The organism is Flavobacterium ardleyense (assembly GCF_042686085.1).
GTDB classification, from domain to species: domain Bacteria; phylum Bacteroidota; class Bacteroidia; order Flavobacteriales; family Flavobacteriaceae; genus Flavobacterium; species Flavobacterium ardleyense.
Window position 1 is genome coordinate 282,703 of record NZ_JBHUOL010000018.1, and the last position, 18,804, is coordinate 301,506.

Consider the following 18,804-nt stretch of genomic DNA (forward strand, 5'->3'; position numbering starts at 1 on the left):
CGGAGTCGTATATTTTGGAGTGCAAAGTTACAATTTTAGTTTAAAGTATAAAACTTTCTGGTTTATTTCTTTTCGATTGAATTTCAATCACTTACAATTAGTATTAAAAAATAAACCCAATTAAGAATTAAAAATTTGCTACAAAACTTTTGCAATTTCAGCTGCCTGAATGCTGTGATGCGAAGAACGGTAAACAACTTCTTTATTTTTAAGCACGATAATTTGCGGCGATTGATGAATAACACCCAATTCTGACGCAATAAAGTTTGAAATTCCTCTGTAATTCAATAAATCCAAATAATTGAAATCGGCTTTATCGATTAGTAAATCATTTCCGGCTTGTAAACGTTCTTTTGCGTAAGCACTGATACCACAAGTGGTGCTGTCTTTGAAAATAATTTGAGGCTTTTCTACTGAATTTTCAACAATATTTAAAACATCTTGTTCTGTGGTAATAGGTTTCCAATTTTTCATATCTATTTTTTATTTTTTTTTAAGAACTACATGATAACATAGAACAACCGACTTTATTTCTCGCCCAATCAGGACGTTTTGCAAACCATTTTTCGAATTCTGGTTGCTCGTCGTAAGGTTGTTTCAATAATTTATACAGTTCGTCAATTAAGGTATAATCTTCCTTTTCGGCGGCTTCGATTGCCAATTGTGCCATATAATTTCGCAATACATATTTTGGGTTTACCAAATTCATTGCTTGCTTTCGTTGTTCGTCTGAATTCGTTTCGACTTTTAGTTGTTCCAAATAACTTTCCATCCAATTTAACCAACTTGTTTTTAAAGTTGTGTTGATTTTAGAAGGTTGGTAAAATGCAATTTCGATTTTAGTGAACGCGATTTCTGGCGTATCTGATTTTAGAATAGTAGCTAAATTTCGATAGAAAATCGTCATATCGGTTTCTGAAGCGGTTAATAATGTAATGAGTTCGTCTTGAAATTCCGCATTATAATCCGACGTAAGTCCGACTTTATCCTGCATCATTTTTGGAAATTTCACATCAAATTTTTGGGTAAAACTGTTCAAAACCAATTCCATCGCCTCCAGATCTTCAATTAACGGATATAAAGCATTTCCGAGTTGGACTAAATTCCACAAAGCAATATCGGGTTGGTTTTTAAAACGATAACGTCTTCCTTCGGCATCGGTTGTGTTTGGCGTCCAATCTGGATCGTAATCTTCTAACCAACCATAAGGTCCGTAATCGATTGTTAGGCCTAAAATCGACATATTATCGGTATTCATAACGCCGTGTACAAATCCGACACGTTGCCACTCTACAACCATTTCTGCCGTTCTATTAATTATTTCTTGATAAAATTGTAAGTATTTTTCTTTTCCAGATGTTTGAATTTCCGAAAAAAAGTATTGAATGGTATAATCTGCTAATTTTTGAAGATTTTCAATGTCTTTTCGAGCTGCGAACAGCTGGAAATTACCAAATCGAATAAAAGAGGGTGCAATTCTACAAACGACTGCTCCTTCTTCATACGCGGCGTTTCCGTTGTACATTACGTCTCTTAAAACTTTATTTCCTGTGGTAATTAATGACAAAGAACGCGTTGTAGGAACGCCCAGATGAAACATTGCTTCACTGCATAAATGCTCGCGAACCGAAGAACGCAAAACGGCAAAACCATCGGCAGTTCTAGAATAAGGCGTTTCCCCTGCTCCTTTTAATTGTAAGGTAAAACGGTTATTATTATTTATAATTTCGAAAAGGTTAATTGCTCTTCCATCACCTAATTGTCCGGCCCAATTACCAAATTGATGTCCGGCATAAGCCATTGCATAAGGATTAGTATCTGGATAAACTGTACTTCCCGAAACCAAATCTAAAAACTCTTGAGAATTTATGAATTCGTCTGTAAAACCTAATTCAGCTGCAACCTCATCCGCAACGTGAACCAATTTAGGTTCCGAAGGAACACGCGGAGTTACATAAGAAAACGCAGCCTGATGCACTTGTCGTCTTTCATTTGTGGTTTCCTGATCAGCGGGAAGTTGTTTGTTAAAGGTATCGTCTAAAAATAATTTCATAAAGTTTGAATGAACTCGTTAATTAACAAAGATACTCATTGTAACTTTTAAAAAAACACCGCAATTCCTCAAATTTTGTTAAAATTAGTAAAGTTTAGAACTAACAAATTTCTTAGTATTTAAGCCAATTTAAAACATAAAGCTTTGAAATTTAGAACTATAAATAATCTTATAACAAGTTTTAATTAAAATTTTTATTATATTCGTAACAACTTACCATAAAAACTAACATACCAATGAAAAACAAAATTTTAAAAATTACAGCACTTGTACTTCTAAGTTTTACAGTTGCATGTAATGACGACTTCGAGGAGGGCAACAACCAAGTAAATGGAACTGATTTCAACAAAGAATTGTTATCACCTCAACAAATAAATGAGATTATTGACGCTTCTGTTGAGAATACTGGACAGTTTCACTGGGAAAATGCGTCCTTACAAGTCTTGTGGAGTGCTTCGCAACATGGATCAAATATTGTAACTATAGGTTATGGAACTTCAAAAGAAGATTACATAAAAGCTAATTCTACAAATTCCGACAAAATTGTTGCTACTATTTTAAATACTATCACTGAAAATGAAAAGGGTTCAATAGAGAAAACTTTAATTTATAAGGACGAAGTTTTGAATATTATCGATGTTATTGTTACCGATCAGAAAACGTTGTATTTGCTTAGAAATAATAAAAACGTACGCTACGTTGAACCCGCAGATTATCGTTATTCTAATTACGCACAAACAAATCAAAGAAGTGGCGGTGGCGGTTCAGGATGTGGATTTGAAGCAACAACTTTAGTTAGCTCAGATTATACTACTATAACACCAGGTGCAAAAGTGCCTTGGAACTTTTACAACCACAATATTCCTACAGCATGGGCAAAAAGTACGGGAGCTGGAGTTACTATTGGTGTAATTGATACCGGAGTTTCGCCAAGTCAATCTTTATTAGGAAGTAATTTTAACAACGGAGCATCTTCTGGTAGAACGGTTCAAAAATTTGGAACTTACGTAGATTCTGCTTTATTATGGGCAACTACTACCGATGGATTTAACGATCAATGTGGTCACGGAACGAGTATGACTGCTACTGCAACAGCACCTAGAAATAATAAAGGATTACCAGTTGGAGTTGCATATAATGCGAATTTAATTTCTTATCGCGCTTCTGCGAATGTTGTTTTAGAAGGATATCACGAACATAAAGGAGTTCAAAATGCTTTTACAGGTTTAGGAAATAATAGTAATGTGAAAATTATTTCAATGTCTATGGGGCATTTTATTTCTATTGGTCGAATTGTTGATGGTGTACGTTATGCGCATGGAAAAGGCAAATTAATATTTTGTGCTGGTGGAACTTCAACAAGTTTCACAAGTTTTGTAGGTGTAATTTTCCCAGCTTGGATGCCTGAAACTGTTGCAGTAACCGGAATTAAAGAAGGCGCAGGTTATACTAAATGCAGTATATGCCACTCAGGTGCACAAATGGACTTTACAGTTGTGATGGAACGTAAAGCGACAGGAAACACAGCGCCAGTTTTAAGTTATTATGAAAACATGACGGATTATGTGGGTGGTTCTTCAGTTGCAACTGCAACTACCGCAGGAATAGCGGCTTTAGTTTGGTCTAAAAACCCTTCATGGACAAGAGCACAGGTATTAACTAAATTGCAAAAATCGTCTTCAAACTATCCTACTAGAGATAGTAAATTTGGTTATGGAAACATTAATGCAGCTTTAGCAGTACAATAATAAACGTTGCACTATAATTATGAAATCCATCTCGAAGATAATTTGAGATGGATTTCTTTATTTCAAAAATGTGTTGCACTGTAAAACTTCACTTATATTATTTGTAAAAAACTCAACATTAGATCGTTTTAAAAGTCCACTTCGATTAAATTAAGTATAAATATGATAACTTTAAGAAATGGAATAGAGACAAAATAAATAGTATTGCTATATTTGTTAATCAATTAATATAAATTTAATGAAGAAAATAGTATTTAGCACCGCTATCCTAACCCTTGTGTTAGCCAGTTGTTCCACTGCTCAAAAAGTAGTAAAAGATCAAGATGTAGTAAGTAATTACCTCAACACCATTACAGCTCCAGAATTAAGCAAACACTTATACATTGTTGCTGGTGATGATATGGAAGGTAGAAACACAGGCGAGCCCGGACAGAAAAAAGCAGGAAAATACCTGATTGAAGAATACAAAAAAATGGGGATTTCTTTTCCTGAAGCTGCTACGGATTGGTATCAAAAAGTACCTTCTGAGTTTATGAAAAGAGGGTTTTCTCCTAAATTAGGGGATTCAGAAAACATTTGGGCTTTTATCAAAGGAAGCGAGAAACCAGAAGAAATTGTTGTTATTTCGGCACATTATGATCATATCGGAATGAAAAACGGTGAAATTTATAATGGCGCAGATGACGATGGTTCTGGAACTGTTGCTTTGCTAGAAATTGCGCAAGCCTTTAAAGAAGCTAGCAAAAATGGACATGGACCAAAACGTTCTGTTCTATTTTTACACGTAACTGGTGAAGAGCATGGATTACACGGTTCGCGCTTTTATGCAGAAAACCCATTATATCCTTTGAAAAATACGGTTGCGAATATCAATATCGATATGATTGGGAGAAGAGATACTTTACACCCAAATACAAACAATTATATTTACGTAATTGGCTCAGACCGATTAAGTAGTGAATTACACGCTATCAACGAAGCGGCGAATTCAAAATATACTAAAATGGAATTGGATTATAAATACAACGACCGAAATGATCCAGAGCGTATTTATTACCGTTCAGACCATTACAATTTTGCAAAAAATGGAGTTCCTGCAATCTTCTTTTTTAACGGAGTTCACGAAGATTATCATCAGCCTGGAGATACTCCAGATAAAATTGAATACGATGCTTTAGCAAAACGTGCGCAATTAGCTTTTGCTTTAACTTGGGAATTAGCTAACAGAGCTGAAAAAATCAAAGTCGACAGAGACGGAAAATAATTATAAACAAAAAACTCCTAAGAAATCTTAGGAGTTTTTTTATATTAGAGAAAGACTGCTGTTTTTAGAAAACAAACATTGCTCTTTCGCTCATTAAATCGTTTACTTCTTCTGCTACTTGTTCTAGAAGAGCTTCGTCTGTATGATTTGTTAATACTTTGTCAATTAAAGCTACAACTGTTTCCATATCTTCTTCTACTAATCCACGCGTTGTGATTGCAGGAGTTCCCACACGAATACCAGATGTAGTAAAAGGTGATTTATCGTCAAAAGGAACCATATTTTTGTTAACAGTGATTTCCGCTTTTACTAAAGCGTTTTCAGCGTCTTTTCCAGAAATTCCTTTGTTTCTTAAATCAATTAACATCATGTGGTTGTCTGTTCCACCTGAAATTAATTTATAACCTCTTTTATTAAAAGCCTCAGCCATAGCCTTAGCATTTTTTTGTACTTGCATTGAATAACGGAAAAATTCATCCGTTAAAGCTTCTCCAAATGCTACTGCTTTAGCTGCAATAATATGCATTAATGGTCCACCTTGATTTCCTGGGAAAACAGACATGTCTAAAATATGTGACATCATTCTGATTTCTCCTTTTGGCGTAGTTAATCCCCAAGGGTTTTCAAAATCTTTACCCATCATAATCATTCCACCTCTTGGACCTCTTAAAGTCTTGTGAGTTGTAGTTGTAATGATATGACAATGTGGAACTGGATCGTTTAATAAACCTTTAGCAATTAATCCCGCTGGATGCGAAATATCAGCTAGTAATAAAGCACCAACACTATCAGCAATTGCTCTAAAACGTTCAAAATCCATATCACGAGAATAAGCCGAAGCACCCGCAATAATCATTTTTGGTTTTTCTCTTAAAGCAATTTCTTGAATTTTATCATAGTTTAAAACACCTGTTTCTTCATCTACTCCATAAAATACTGGGTCATATAATTTACCTGAAAAATTCACTGGTGAACCATGTGTTAAATGGCCTCCGTGTGATAAATCAAATCCTAAAATCTTATCTCCTGGTTTTAAACAAGCTGCAAAAACTGCTGTGTTAGCTTGAGAACCAGAATGTGGTTGTACATTCGCGTAAGCTGCGCCAAACAAAGCTTTTGCTCTGTCAATTGCAATTTGTTCTACAATATCTACCACTTCACAACCCCCATAGTAACGTTTACCTGGATAGCCTTCAGCATATTTGTTGGTTAAACATGAACCTGCAGCTTCCATTACTTGGTCACTAACAAAGTTTTCAGAAGCAATTAATTCAATTCCGTGAATTTGTCTATCTTGTTCGTCAAGAATTAGATCAAAAATTTGTTCGTCGCGTTGCATTGCAATAAAGTTTCGTTAAAATTAGGTCAAAATTACGAAAAAGGTTTGTTACATTGCTAGATAATTTTATATTTGATTGATAATTTTTCAACAACTAACTAACAATATAGATATGCCAAATATTGCGAATGATCCAAATAGAAAATCTTGGATTGAGGTTCCACAAAATAGCGACTTCCCTATTCAGAATATTCCATTTGGAGTTTTCATTACTAGAGAAGACGTAATTACCATTGGAACAAGAATTGGTAACTGCGCCATTGATATGGGCGCACTGCAACAACTAGGTTACTTTGAAGGTATTGAATTGACAGACGATATGTTTATGCAAGATACCTTAAACGATTTTATTTCAGACGGTAAGAAAACTTGGCGTTTGGTTCGTAATCGTTTAGCTGAACTTTTCGACAAAACCAATCCGAAATTAAGAGATAATAAATCACACAGAGATGTAGTTATCTTTTGTGTTGACGAAATTGAAATGCTTTTGCCTGTTCAAATTGGTGATTATACTGATTTTTATAGTTCAAAAGAACACGCTACAAACGTTGGAGCAATGTTTCGTGACCCTGAAAATGCATTATTACCAAACTGGTTACACATTCCTGTAGGATATCATGGAAGAAGTTCTACGATTGTACCTTCTGGAATTCCGGTGCACAGACCTTATGGACAAACGTTACCAAATGGGGAAACAACTCCTGTTTTTGGTCCGTCTAAATTAGTAGATTTTGAATTAGAGACTGCTTTTATCACTACCGATGCCAATTTAATGGGAGAACCAATTCCAGTGGATGAAGCAGAAGAGCATATTTTCGGAATGGTTTTATTCAATGACTGGAGCGCAAGAGATATCCAAAAATGGGAATATGTGCCGTTAGGTCCGTTCTTAGCTAAAAACTTTGCTTCGTCAATTTCGCCTTGGATTGTAACTATGGATGCTTTAGAAAGCTACAGAACAAAAGGTCCGGAGCAATCACCTACTCCAATGCCTTACTTGCAACAAAAAGGAGAAAAAGGATTCGATATCAACTTAGAAGTAGCAATTCAACCTGAAGATAAAGAAGAAACTGTAGTTTCTCGTTCCAACTTTAAATATATGTATTGGTCAATGGCACAACAATTGGCTCATCATACAATAAATGGTTGTAGAGTAAACAGTGGCGATATGATGGGAAGTGGAACAATTTCTGGTCCAACAGCTGATTCATACGGTTCAATGTTAGAACTTTCTTGGGGTGGAAAAAATCCTGTAAAAATGAATGATGGTTCTGAACGCAAATTCATCAATGATAATGATACGGTTATTATTAGAGGTTACTGTGAAAAAGACGGAATCAGAATTGGTTTTGGAGAAGTTGCAAGTAAACTTTTACCGGCTATTGATTTGAAATTTTAATAAAAATAAATTAGATATGAAAAGACGCTGAAATTGTTTTAGCGTCTTTTTTTATTTTTGTTTATTAATTCTAATTACTCAAAAACATCATTAAGACTACAATTGCCCTAGCCCAGATGGGAGTGGCATCCTTTTTGTTTTTACATAAAAAACAAAAAGATAAAACGGATAGCTGGAAATAGCTCCGAAAAAAAATTATCTTTGGCAAAATATTTAATTTATGAAGAAAATTACTTTATTATTTTTAGTACTAGTTATAGCATCTTGTGGTGTGAAACAAACACAGTCAATGCTGAGCAACGGCGATTATGATGGTGCTATTTATAGTGCTATTGATGCCTTGAAAAGCAATAAAAACGCGAAAGGGAAACAAGATTATGTCTATTTACTTGAAGAGGCTTTTGCAAAAGCGAAACAACGTGATTTAGAAACTCTGAATCTATTGTCAAAAGAGAAAAGTCCGGCAAATTATGAGAAAATTTATAATTTATATACCCAGTTAAGCAATCGCCAAGAACGCATTAAACCGCTTTTGCCTTTGCAATTACTAAAAGAAGGTAGAAATGCGATTTTTCCAATGGATGATTATTCGGATGATTTAGTGAACAGTAAATCGAATTTATCAGGATTTTTATATACAAACGCTAAAAAGCTAATGACTTCTAAAAACAAAATGGATTTTAGACAAGCTTTTGATGACTTGACTTATTTAGAGAAACTGAATCCAAATTACAAAGATGTTAGAGCTTTGATGGATGACGCGCAATTTAAAGGTACCGATTTTGTTCACGTTTATACTAAAAACGAAACAAATATGGTTATTCCGGTTCGATTACAAGATGATTTACTGGATTTTAGCACTTATGGCATCAATGATAAATGGACTGTTTATCACAACAACAAGCAGAAGAACGTTACTTATGATTTTGCGATGCTGGTTAATTTTAGACAAATTGCTATTTCGCCTGAACAAATCAAGGAAAAACAGTTTATTAAAGAAAAGCAAATTAAAGATGGTGTAAAAAACCTAGTTGATGCTAATGGAAATGTAGTAAAAGATAGCTTAGGCAAAGTAATTAAGGTGGATAACATGAAGACTATCACAGTTAGTGTTTATGAATTTACGCAGTTTAAATCGTGTAAGGTAACGGCAAAAGTGGATTATATCAATTTAAAAACAAATCAGTTATTAGATGCTTATCCAGTAACTAGTGAATTTGTTTTTAGTTACATTTACGCTAATTATAATGGCGATAAACGAGCTGTTGAAGAAACATATTATCAATATTTTGACCGCAGAGCTGTTCAATTTCCAACTAATGAACAAATGGTTTATGACACTGGCGAGGATTTAAAGCTAAAGCTAAAAAATATTATTACCAATAATAAGTTTAGGAGGTAAATTTACCACACCTAACTCATAATGAAGCATCTAAAATTAATTTTAGATGCTTTTTTTTATTAAAATAATGTTAAAATTAAAAAAATATTTTATCTTGGTATCCTAAAAATCTATCATTTACTTTTAATTAACCTTAAAAAACTATTAATTATGCAAAAAATTTCACATTTTTTATTAATTATTCTGTTTTGTACTGCAGGATTTTCTCAGAATCTGTACGATACAAAAAAAATGGAATTTAATGACTTCTACACAAGTCCGATTACTTCTCCAAATGGCGAATTTGCTTTAGTTACTGGCCAACAGTTTATCGGAATTTATCTCTTAGAATTAAAAACAAAAAAGATTACGCCTATTTCAATTACCGAAGCTAATGGTTATGGGTACAGCTGGGCTTCTGATAATGAAACTATTTTTTATAAAGTAAAACCTGAAAATGGTTACGTAATGGATTCCGAAGTTTTTAGCTTCAATATTAAAAACAAAAAAACAAGCAAATTAGCTGTTGATCACAATTATTTACCTTCTTATCAAGGTGAAGAAAAAGTTGTAGTTTATACTAATATCAGAACGTTACAAATCGAAGCTATTGATTTAAGTACAATGAAATCATGGGTTGTAACGAATAATGACGGTCAATTTTACAGCGCAACATTATCGCATGACGGTAAAAAGGTTGCTGTTCATGAAGGTTCTGAACTATTTGTATATAACATTGATGGTTCAGGAATAATTGCAAAATTAGGCCAAGGAATTGCTACTTCATGGTCTTATGACGATAATTTTCTACTCGGGTATTTAAGCGAAAGTAATGACGGTCATGTAATATCTAATTCTGATCTTTATTTATTTGATGTGAAAAATGAAAAAGCTTCTAAAATTACAAATACCAAAGATGTTTTTGAAAGTAATGTGAGCTTTTTAAGTAAAGACCAAATCATATATGCTGACGAAAAAACGGGCGACATCATTATTTCTAAAATAAAATTCTAATACTATGAAAAAAATATACTCATTTTTGCTTATCTTGATAGTATCAGTAACATCTTATGCTCAAGTAATTTATATTGATCCTGGTCATGGATATGGTGCAACGTTATCAAACAATCCAGACGGAAGAACGGCAACCGAAATTGAAACTAATCTTGCAGTGGGTTTAAAATTAAAAACTCTGTTAACAAATAATTGCTCATCAGTTATTGTTAGAATGTCAAGAACAACTAATGTAAATGGATGGTCAAATGTAAGTGCAAGAGCGTTACAAGCACAAAACTGGAATTCAGACCGACTAATAAGTATTCATTGTAACGCTGATGGAGATGCAAGTAATGATGCCTCGGCAACAAGTACTGCAACAGGAACAGAAACTTACTATTCGACAGCAACGAAGAGTACGGCAAATTCACAAAGTGATGCAATACATTTTGCTTACGCGAAATTAATGAATGCTGAACTTGCTTTAAAAGGGAGTATGGCAAAAAGAAATAGTGGAAATCCCTATTTGCGGGATAATTTAGGAATATTAGGGAGATCAACTACAGCCTGTTTGAATGAGCTAGGTTTTGTCGATAACTCTAGCGATAAAGCGAAATTATTAAATGATTCATGGCGCGATAAATTTGCTTTAGGATTTTATACTGGTTTAAAATCTAATATTAATCTAGCATGTAATGGTGCTGTTGCCGCGCCAGGTACTTTTAAGTTAACAGTAACTCCACAATGTAACGGAACTACAAGCAGAATGGCATTAAGCTGGACAGCTTCTGCAAATGCAACTTCGTACGATATTTACAAAGATGGTGCTTTATGGGATTCTAATATTACAACTACAACCTACACAAACACTAATGGTGTTGTAGCAGGTGCAAATCACACCTACTCTGTGAAAGCTAAAAATTCTAGTGGTACTCAAACTACAAATTCAAACGGAACTGTAGCGGTTGTTGCTTCAAAATGTGGCACTCCTGGATCATTTAGTGCTTCAGTGTCGGCTATTTGTGATGGCGCAACTAGTAAAATAAATTTATCTTGGAATGCTTCCGCTAGTGCAACATCGTATGACGTATATAGAAATGGAAATCTATACGCATCAGACATTACCACCACTTCATTTGAAAACACGTATTTAATTACAGGTGGTACAACATTTACTTATTATGTAAAGGCTAAAAATACAATGGGAACCATTAACAATTCAAATGGTACTTTATCTGTTGTAGCTAAAAATTGTACTACAGTTTCTCCATTTAGTCTTACTTTAAGCACTGTATGTGATGGAGCAACTAGCGTAATTAATTTATCTTGGACTCCTTCTGCAAATGCAACTTCTTATGACATATATAGAAATGGCAATCTATACGCTTCGGACGTAACTGATACTTCTTTTTCAAATACTTATCTAATTACAGCGGGAACTACTTTTACCTATTATGTAAAAGCTAAAAATGCTTTGGGAACTATTGATAATTCAAACGGTACTTTATCTATTAAAGCGAAATCTTGTGCAGCAGCTAGAATGAATACTGACGATACCAATTTGCAAGAAAAACTTGTAGTTTCTTTCTATCCAAATCCAACCAATGGAATCTTAAATTTAAAAGTAAATCAAGATAATGTCCATACTATTCAATACTCAATTATAGATATTAATGGAAGAATTATAAAAGAAGCTAAAATGGAAGAAATGGAAGCAATTGATATTTCTAACTTACCTTCTTCAGTCTATTTCATTAGAACGATTGTTAATGGACAAGAATTCGTAAAACAGATTATTAAAGAATAAATAAAACCTTCTTTTCGAAAGCACTCTTGATTCTTCACGAGTGCTTTTTTTGTTTTAAAAAATAGCTGATATAAAGATTTAGGCCTTATTTGTCATTTTTTAAGACATTTTGTCGTAACTTTAGTATTGACTCTTAGATAAATCAGTCATTTTGTCCTATTTTTCGTATTGGAATAGAAATTGAAATATTCCTTATGAAAACAATTAACAAAAAATAAGACAAGAAATTGTCTCTTAAACTATACTATATGAACATCAATAAATTTACCATTAAATCGCAAGAAGCTTTACAACAAGCACAGCAAATTGCGCAGAGTTTAGGGCAACAACAGCTCGAAAACGAGCATATTTTCAAAGGTATTTTAGAAGTCGATGAAAATGTAACACCGTTTATTTTAAAAAAATTGAACGTTAATGTAGAGTTGTTCAAAAAAGTATTAGACAGCACTATTCAAAGTTTCCCAAAAGTTTCTGGAGGCGAAATTATGTTTTCAAGAAGCACTGGGACGACGATGAATGAAGCGGAAATTATCGCTAAAAAAATGAACGATGAGTATGTTTCTATCGAACATTTACTATTAGCTATTTTTAAATCAAAAAGTAAAGTAGCCCAAATTCTAAAAGATCAGGGCGTAACCGAAAAAGATTTAGAAGCCGCTATTGCAGAAATAAGAAAAGGGGAACGTGTAACTTCCTCTTCTGCGGAAGAAACGTATAATGCTTTAAATAAATATGCTAAAAACTTAAATGAGTTAGCAAAAAGCGGAAAATTAGATCCAGTAATTGGTCGTGATGAAGAAATTCGTCGTGTTTTACAAATCTTAACCCGAAGAACTAAGAATAATCCAATGTTAGTTGGAGAACCAGGAGTGGGTAAAACTGCTATTGCTGAAGGTTTAGCGCATCGAATTGTAGACGGTGACGTTCCTGAAAATCTAAAAGATAAAATAGTGTTCTCATTAGATATGGGAGCTTTGATTGCTGGTGCAAAATATAAAGGAGAGTTTGAAGAGCGTTTGAAAGCTGTAGTAAAAGAAGTAACATCTGCCGAAGGCGATATTGTACTTTTCATTGACGAAATTCACACTTTAGTTGGTGCTGGAGGTGGCGAAGGTGCTATGGATGCTGCAAATATCTTAAAACCTGCTTTAGCACGAGGAGAATTGAGAGCCATTGGTGCCACAACATTAGATGAATATCAAAAGTATTTCGAAAAGGACAAAGCTTTAGAGCGTCGTTTTCAGAAAATTGTGGTCGATGAACCGGATACCGAAAGTGCGATTTCTATTCTGAGAGGTATTAAAGAAAAATACGAGACACATCATAAAGTAAGAATTCAAGATGACGCCATTATTGCTGCGGTTGAATTATCACAGCGTTATATTACCAATCGTTTTCTACCAGATAAAGCCATCGATTTAATTGACGAAGCAGCTTCTAAATTACGTATGGAAATCAATTCAAAACCTGAAGAATTAGATGTTTTGGATCGAAGAGTCATGCAATTAGAAATTGAAATTGAAGCTATTAAGCGTGAAAATGACGAAACGAAACTGAAAGGTTTAGGATTGGAATTAGCAAATTTAAAAGAAGAACGCAACGAAATTTTTACCAAATGGAAATCGGAGAAAGATGTAGTAGATAATATCCAATCCGTAAAACAAGAGATTGAAGATTTAAAACAAGAAGCGGAGCAAGCGGAACGCAATGGAGATTATGGAAAAGTAGCGGAAATTCGCTACGGAAAAATAAAAGAAGCACAAGAACGTTTAGATATTTTTCAAGTGCAGTTAGCCGAAAATCAATCTGGAACTTCACTTATTAAAGAAGAAGTTACGCGTGAAGATATTGCTGAGGTTGTAGCGAAATGGACTGGAATACCAATTTTGAAAATGCTACAAGGCGAACGCGAGAAATTATTAAAATTAGAAGATGAATTACACCATAGAGTTGTAGGTCAGGAAGAAGCAATTGAGGCCGTTAGTGATGCTGTTAGAAGAAGTCGTGCTGGTTTGCAAGATGTTAAAAAGCCAATTGGTTCGTTCTTATTTTTAGGAACAACTGGAGTTGGTAAAACCGAATTAGCAAAAGCATTAGCCGAATATCTATTTGACGATGAAAATGCAATGACCCGAATTGATATGAGTGAATATCAAGAACGTCATAGTGTGAGTAGATTAGTTGGTGCGCCTCCAGGATATGTGGGCTATGAAGAAGGTGGTCAATTGACCGAAGCCGTAAGAAGAAAACCGTATTCTGTAGTGTTATTAGACGAAATCGAAAAAGCACATCCCGACACATTTAATATTTTATTACAAGTTTTAGATGAAGGTAGATTAACCGATAATAAAGGGCGTGTTGCCGATTTTAAAAATACGATTATAATTATGACTTCTAATATGGGAAGTAACATAATTCAAGAGAAGTTCGAGAATCTGAAAGGTTCTGTTGAAGCAGCTACGGAAGCTGCAAAAGTGGAAGTTTTGGGTTTATTGAAACAAACTGTTCGACCTGAATTTATAAATCGTATTGATGAAATTGTAATGTTTACGCCTTTGACTCAAGCGAATATTAAAGAAATCGTGGGATTGCAATTGAAAAGTGTCATTAAAATGGTTGGGTTACAAAATATTATTATGGACGCAACCCCAGAAGCAGTAGATTATTTAGCCAATAAAGGTTATGATCCTCAATTTGGAGCTAGACCCGTAAAAAGAGTAATACAACGTGAAGTTTTAAACCAATTGTCGAAAGAAATTTTAGCAGGAAAAGTAACAACTGATAGCATTATTTTGCTAGATAGTTTTGATGGGAATTTGGTTTTTAGAAACCAAAGTGAATTAGTAGAATAAGTAGATTTTTCATAAGTTTGGATTTAGTTTTAGTTAGTAAAGCACCAACGCATTAATGTGTTGGTGCTTTTTTTTTGCTAAATAATTGATAAGCTTATTTTCTTTTAAAAGTAGTTCTAATAATATCATTTGGAAAAACAACTACACTTTCATGTCCTGATTTAGAAACCGAAGCAACTCCAAAATAAAAATTATCAATTACAATACCTTCTAATTCAAAATTATCCACATTTCCAACGAATCTACTAAACTCCCATTGAGGTGAAGTTGTGTAGCGCCAGTAAATCTTATAACCTAGTATATTTTCATCTGCAATTTTTTCCCATTTTAATTTTGTGTTAGGTTCTACAACACCTCCTATTTTTACGTTCGTAGGTTCAGGTGTTGCCCAAGCTAAACTTGCTAACGTAATTGCGTTTACGGCTGTTAGCTTTTTAGCATATTCAAAATTTACGCCTTCAATTACATCACCATAACTAATTCCATTTTCAACACGTAAATCTTGATGTTGACGGTTGTAATTTTCGTGCGCTTCCATCAATCTAACGCCCGGAAAACCTAGATCATTGAAAGGTCTATGATGACCTCCTCTTCCAAAGCGATCTAATCTATAAACCATCATCGGATTTAGTTCTGGCATATAAGTAGTTGTTAGTCTATGAATATATCGCGCTAATTGGCGTGAAACTCCGTCTATTTCTCCCCCATAAAAACGTCTATTACTTTTTTCCTTCTCCGTTTCATTAATTGGTGTGGGCTCAGAAAATATCCTAAAAGTTCTATTGTCAATTACACCATCAACCCCTTCTATATTGCCAATCATATCATTATTAATAACACCTATGATTTCCCAATTATTCTTTTTTGCATATTCCGCGAAACCTTTTCCTCCAAACAAACCTTGTTCTTCTCCAGATAATCCAAGATAAACGATATTGTAATCAAATTTATATTTTGCTAAAACTCTTGCTGCTTCAATTGTTCCAGCCATTCCAGATGCATTATCATTAGCTCCTGGCGCATCATTTGTAAAATCAATTGGATCTGAATTTCTACTATCAATATCACCAGACATAATTACATATCGGTTACTCTTTTTCTTAGCTTTCTGAACTGCTACTACATTTACAATCCATGTGTCTTTTGGGACGCGTTCTCCATCATTTGTAGTTACAAAATCTTTTTGGTAAAAAACCTCAAGGCAATTAGAACAATCCTTAGAAACCTTATCAAATTCGTTTTTTATCCATCTTCTAGCAGCGCCTATTCCTCTTTTATTTGAGATAGTGTCACTGAATGTGTTTCTAGTTCCAAAGCCTGCCAATGTACGAATGTCACTTTCTATTCTTTTACTTGAAACTTCTTTTACTATTGCATAAATTTTTTCATCCGTCTGCGAAAAAACAAATTGACCTACAATTAGTAAGGAAAATAAATAGCTCTTTTTCATTTTTTTTATTTCAAATTTAATAAAAAACTTACACTCTTTATTAGTCTGAATAATTTTTATTTTTCTTGAATTTGTATCAATTAAATCAAGTAGTAAAATTACATGACTTGACTTTCTAGTTTTTGAAAGAAAAAACATACTTTAGCACTTATGAAAACAAAACAACTCTATATTGTCTTATTTTTTATTGGACTAATTATATCGGGAATTCAACCGAAGGAATATTTTACTTGGTTTTTAGAAGTTTCACCAGCAATTGTTGGCTTGTTGATTTTAATTTTTACCTATAAAAAATTTCAGTTTACTAATTTTACCTACTTCTTTATCTTAATTCATTGCTATATTTTATTTTTGGGTGGTCATTATACGTATGCCGAAGTCCCGCTTTTTGATTGGATTAGAGAAGTTTTTGATCAAAGTAGAAACAATTATGATAAATTAGGCCATTTCGCACAAGGCTTTGTTCCCGCAATGATAGTGCGAGAATTATTTATACGAAAAAATGTAGTCGCTAATAAAAGCTTCTTCAACTTTATAATTGTGGCAATTTGTTTGGCTATTAGCGCTGCTTATGAATGGATTGAATGGATCGTTTCTTTAGGAACTGGCGAAGGTGGCGATTCATTTTTAGGAACACAAGGCGATATTTGGGACACCCAATCTGATATGCTATTTGCGACCATTGGTGCTATCTGTATGCTTGTTTTCTTTAGTAAAATGCACGACAACTCGATTGATAAATTAGAAATCCAAGCGGAACAATAACTTCAAAAATTATAATTCCTACTCAAAAATATAAACATGTTAGAACTAAATTTTAATCCTTTTCCTCTATTAGAATCAAAACGTTTACAGTTCCGAAAGCTAACTAATGCGGATGCACCTGAAGTTTTAGAATTACGAGGCAAACCTGAAACAATGCGATTTATTCCAAGACCATTGCTAACCGATTTAGATAGCGCTTTGGCACATATAAAAATGATTGATGATAAAATTGGAGAGAATTTAGATATCAACTGGGCAGTGACCGAAAAAGACAACGACAAATGTATCGGAATAATGGGTTTTTACAGAACGGAACCCGAACATTATAGAGCAGAAATTGGCTACATGATCTTGCCTGAATATTGGGGAAAAGGATATGTTACTGAGGCGGTTCAAACTTTGTTAGATTTTGCATTTAATAGCTTAAATTTACATTCTGTGGGAGCTATAATTGATTCCAGACACAATGCATCCGAGAGAGTTTTACAGAAAAATGGCTTTATAAAAGAAGCACATTTTGTAGAAAATTTTTATTACAATAATGAATTTACCGATACGGTGATTTACAGTTTACTTAAAAGAAATTTCATAAAATAATATATGACTGAATTTGAAAGACAATTTCGAGAAGTTAAAGAACTTTTAGAATTTAAAGATTACAACAAAGTAATCAAACGCATTATCGATTTTACCTTAGATACTGAAGATATTGTACAGTATCAAAAAACAAATACCTTTTTAAATTGGCATGACAGCAACGAAAGCAACGAAGTTGAAAAAACACAAAAGCTTTCAGATTTACTTACCGAACTTCATACTATTCTAACTAAAAAAGAATGTCATGAACATCAAACTATAATATCGGTTCAGAATCTGCAAAAAGTCTACAATTCTTCTTTTGGATTAGGTCCAATAAACCTCGATATAAAAACAGGAGAAATAATTGGTTTAGTTGGTGAAAACGGAAATGGAAAAACGACTTTATTGCGAAGTATTTGTGGAGAATTACATCCCTCTTCCGGAACAATAAAGTATAATTTCAAATATGATGATTTGTATGATCTTCGTTCGAAGCTAGTCTATATTCCACAAAGAACAGATACATGGCGTGGTTCGATGTACGAAAATTTAGAATTTACTGCAAGTTGTTATGGGTTTTTACCCGAAGAAAATAATTTGGTAGTGGATTTAGTAATTACACGTTTAGGCTTGCGTAAATTTAGAAACCATTCGTGGAATAACTTATCGTCTGGTTATAAAATGCGTTTTGAACTGGCTCGAATGTTATTAAGAAAACCAAAAATCTTATTAATTGACGAACCCTTGGCTAACCTGGATATTCTAGCGCAACAGACTGTTCTAGATGATTTTAGAAACATTGCCAACTCTGCTTTTAGACCGATAGCGATTGTATTAAGTTCACAACAATTGTATGAAGTGGAAAAAACATCTAATCAAGTAGTGTTTTTAAAACGTGGTGCTCAGAAGAACTTATTAGATGAAAATGAAGCTAACAAGAATTGCATCATAGAATTTGAAAGTTCACTTAACCTGAGTGATTTAAAACAACTATTTAGCCCAATTGATATTGTTTCGCTGGTTCAAAATGGAGGAACTTATATTGCAACATTTCCTGAAAATATAAGCATTAATGATTTTATGAAAATTGTTGTTAATCATTCAATTCCAATGAATTATATGCGAAATATTTCAAATTCAACGCGTCGCTTTTTTGTGAACTAAAAATTAA

At 33.6% G+C, this 18,804-nt stretch carries 14 protein-coding genes; 10 read left to right on the top strand and 4 right to left on the bottom strand.

Annotated features, from left to right (window positions below; genetic code table 11):
- Positions 1-138: 138 nt before the first annotated feature.
- On the bottom strand, positions 139-474 hold the full coding sequence (ytxJ, locus tag ACFSX9_RS11280) for a bacillithiol system redox-active protein YtxJ (protein ID WP_379807699.1): 336 nt from the start codon (positions 472-474) through the stop codon (positions 139-141).
- A 19-nt stretch (positions 475-493) separates the two neighbouring features.
- A complete protein-coding gene (locus ACFSX9_RS11285; RefSeq protein ID WP_379807701.1) occupies positions 494-2,053 on the bottom strand; it encodes a protein adenylyltransferase SelO in 1,560 nt (519 codons plus the stop codon).
- 236 nt (positions 2,054-2,289) lie between these two features.
- On the opposite strand from ACFSX9_RS11285, the gene ACFSX9_RS11290 reads away from it, so the two are divergent.
- Together ACFSX9_RS11290 and ACFSX9_RS11295 are read left to right on the top strand one after the other, a co-directional pair.
- On the top strand, positions 2,290-3,801 hold the full coding sequence (locus ACFSX9_RS11290) for a S8 family serine peptidase (RefSeq protein ID WP_379807703.1): 1,512 nt from the start codon (positions 2,290-2,292) through the stop codon (positions 3,799-3,801).
- Positions 3,802-4,039: 238 nt separating this feature from the next.
- Complete coding sequence (locus ACFSX9_RS11295) at positions 4,040-5,065, top strand: M28 family metallopeptidase (protein ID WP_379807705.1); 1,026 nt, start codon at positions 4,040-4,042, stop codon at positions 5,063-5,065.
- 64 nt (positions 5,066-5,129) lie between these two features.
- On the opposite strand, the gene glyA is transcribed toward ACFSX9_RS11295, so the two are convergent.
- Positions 5,130-6,404, bottom strand: coding sequence for a serine hydroxymethyltransferase (gene glyA / locus ACFSX9_RS11300; RefSeq protein WP_379807707.1), 1,275 nt, complete (start codon positions 6,402-6,404; stop codon positions 5,130-5,132).
- Positions 6,405-6,516: 112 nt separating this feature from the next.
- On the opposite strand from glyA, the gene fahA reads away from it, so the two are divergent.
- From fahA to clpB, 5 genes are all read left to right on the top strand, one after another.
- Positions 6,517-7,803, top strand: a complete 1,287-nt coding sequence (fahA, locus tag ACFSX9_RS11305) for a fumarylacetoacetase (protein ID WP_379807709.1) — start codon at positions 6,517-6,519, stop codon at positions 7,801-7,803.
- A gap of 220 nt (positions 7,804-8,023) precedes the next feature.
- A complete protein-coding gene (locus tag ACFSX9_RS11310; RefSeq protein ID WP_379807711.1) occupies positions 8,024-9,205 on the top strand; it encodes a hypothetical protein in 1,182 nt (393 codons plus the stop codon).
- A 150-nt stretch (positions 9,206-9,355) separates the two neighbouring features.
- Positions 9,356-10,198 (top strand): TolB family protein, encoded by an 843-nt coding sequence (locus tag ACFSX9_RS11315; protein ID WP_379807713.1) that lies wholly within the window; start codon positions 9,356-9,358, stop codon positions 10,196-10,198.
- A gap of 4 nt (positions 10,199-10,202) precedes the next feature.
- A complete protein-coding gene (locus ACFSX9_RS11320; protein WP_379807715.1) occupies positions 10,203-11,987 on the top strand; it encodes an N-acetylmuramoyl-L-alanine amidase in 1,785 nt (594 codons plus the stop codon).
- 248 nt (positions 11,988-12,235) lie between these two features.
- The gene (clpB, locus tag ACFSX9_RS11325) at positions 12,236-14,839 is read left to right on the top strand and encodes an ATP-dependent chaperone ClpB (RefSeq protein ID WP_379807717.1); all 2,604 of its coding nucleotides are present in this window, start codon (positions 12,236-12,238) and stop codon (positions 14,837-14,839) included.
- A gap of 94 nt (positions 14,840-14,933) precedes the next feature.
- Here clpB and ACFSX9_RS11330 read toward each other — a convergent pair whose 3' ends face one another.
- Positions 14,934-16,289, bottom strand: a complete 1,356-nt coding sequence (locus tag ACFSX9_RS11330; protein WP_379807719.1) for a M28 family metallopeptidase — start codon at positions 16,287-16,289, stop codon at positions 14,934-14,936.
- Between the two features lie 150 nt (positions 16,290-16,439).
- Here ACFSX9_RS11330 and ACFSX9_RS11335 point away from each other — a divergent pair, with 150 nt between their 5' ends.
- From ACFSX9_RS11335 to ACFSX9_RS11345, 3 genes are read left to right on the top strand one after another with little or no spacing between them, the layout of a single operon-like run.
- Positions 16,440-17,054, top strand: a complete 615-nt coding sequence (locus ACFSX9_RS11335; protein WP_379807721.1) for a DUF2238 domain-containing protein — start codon at positions 16,440-16,442, stop codon at positions 17,052-17,054.
- Between the two features lie 36 nt (positions 17,055-17,090).
- Positions 17,091-17,651, top strand: a complete 561-nt coding sequence (locus ACFSX9_RS11340; RefSeq protein WP_379807723.1) for a GNAT family N-acetyltransferase — start codon at positions 17,091-17,093, stop codon at positions 17,649-17,651.
- A gap of 3 nt (positions 17,652-17,654) precedes the next feature.
- Positions 17,655-18,797 (top strand): ABC transporter ATP-binding protein, encoded by a 1,143-nt coding sequence (locus ACFSX9_RS11345; RefSeq protein WP_379807725.1) that lies wholly within the window; start codon positions 17,655-17,657, stop codon positions 18,795-18,797.
- The last annotated feature ends 7 nt before the right edge of the window (positions 18,798-18,804 follow it).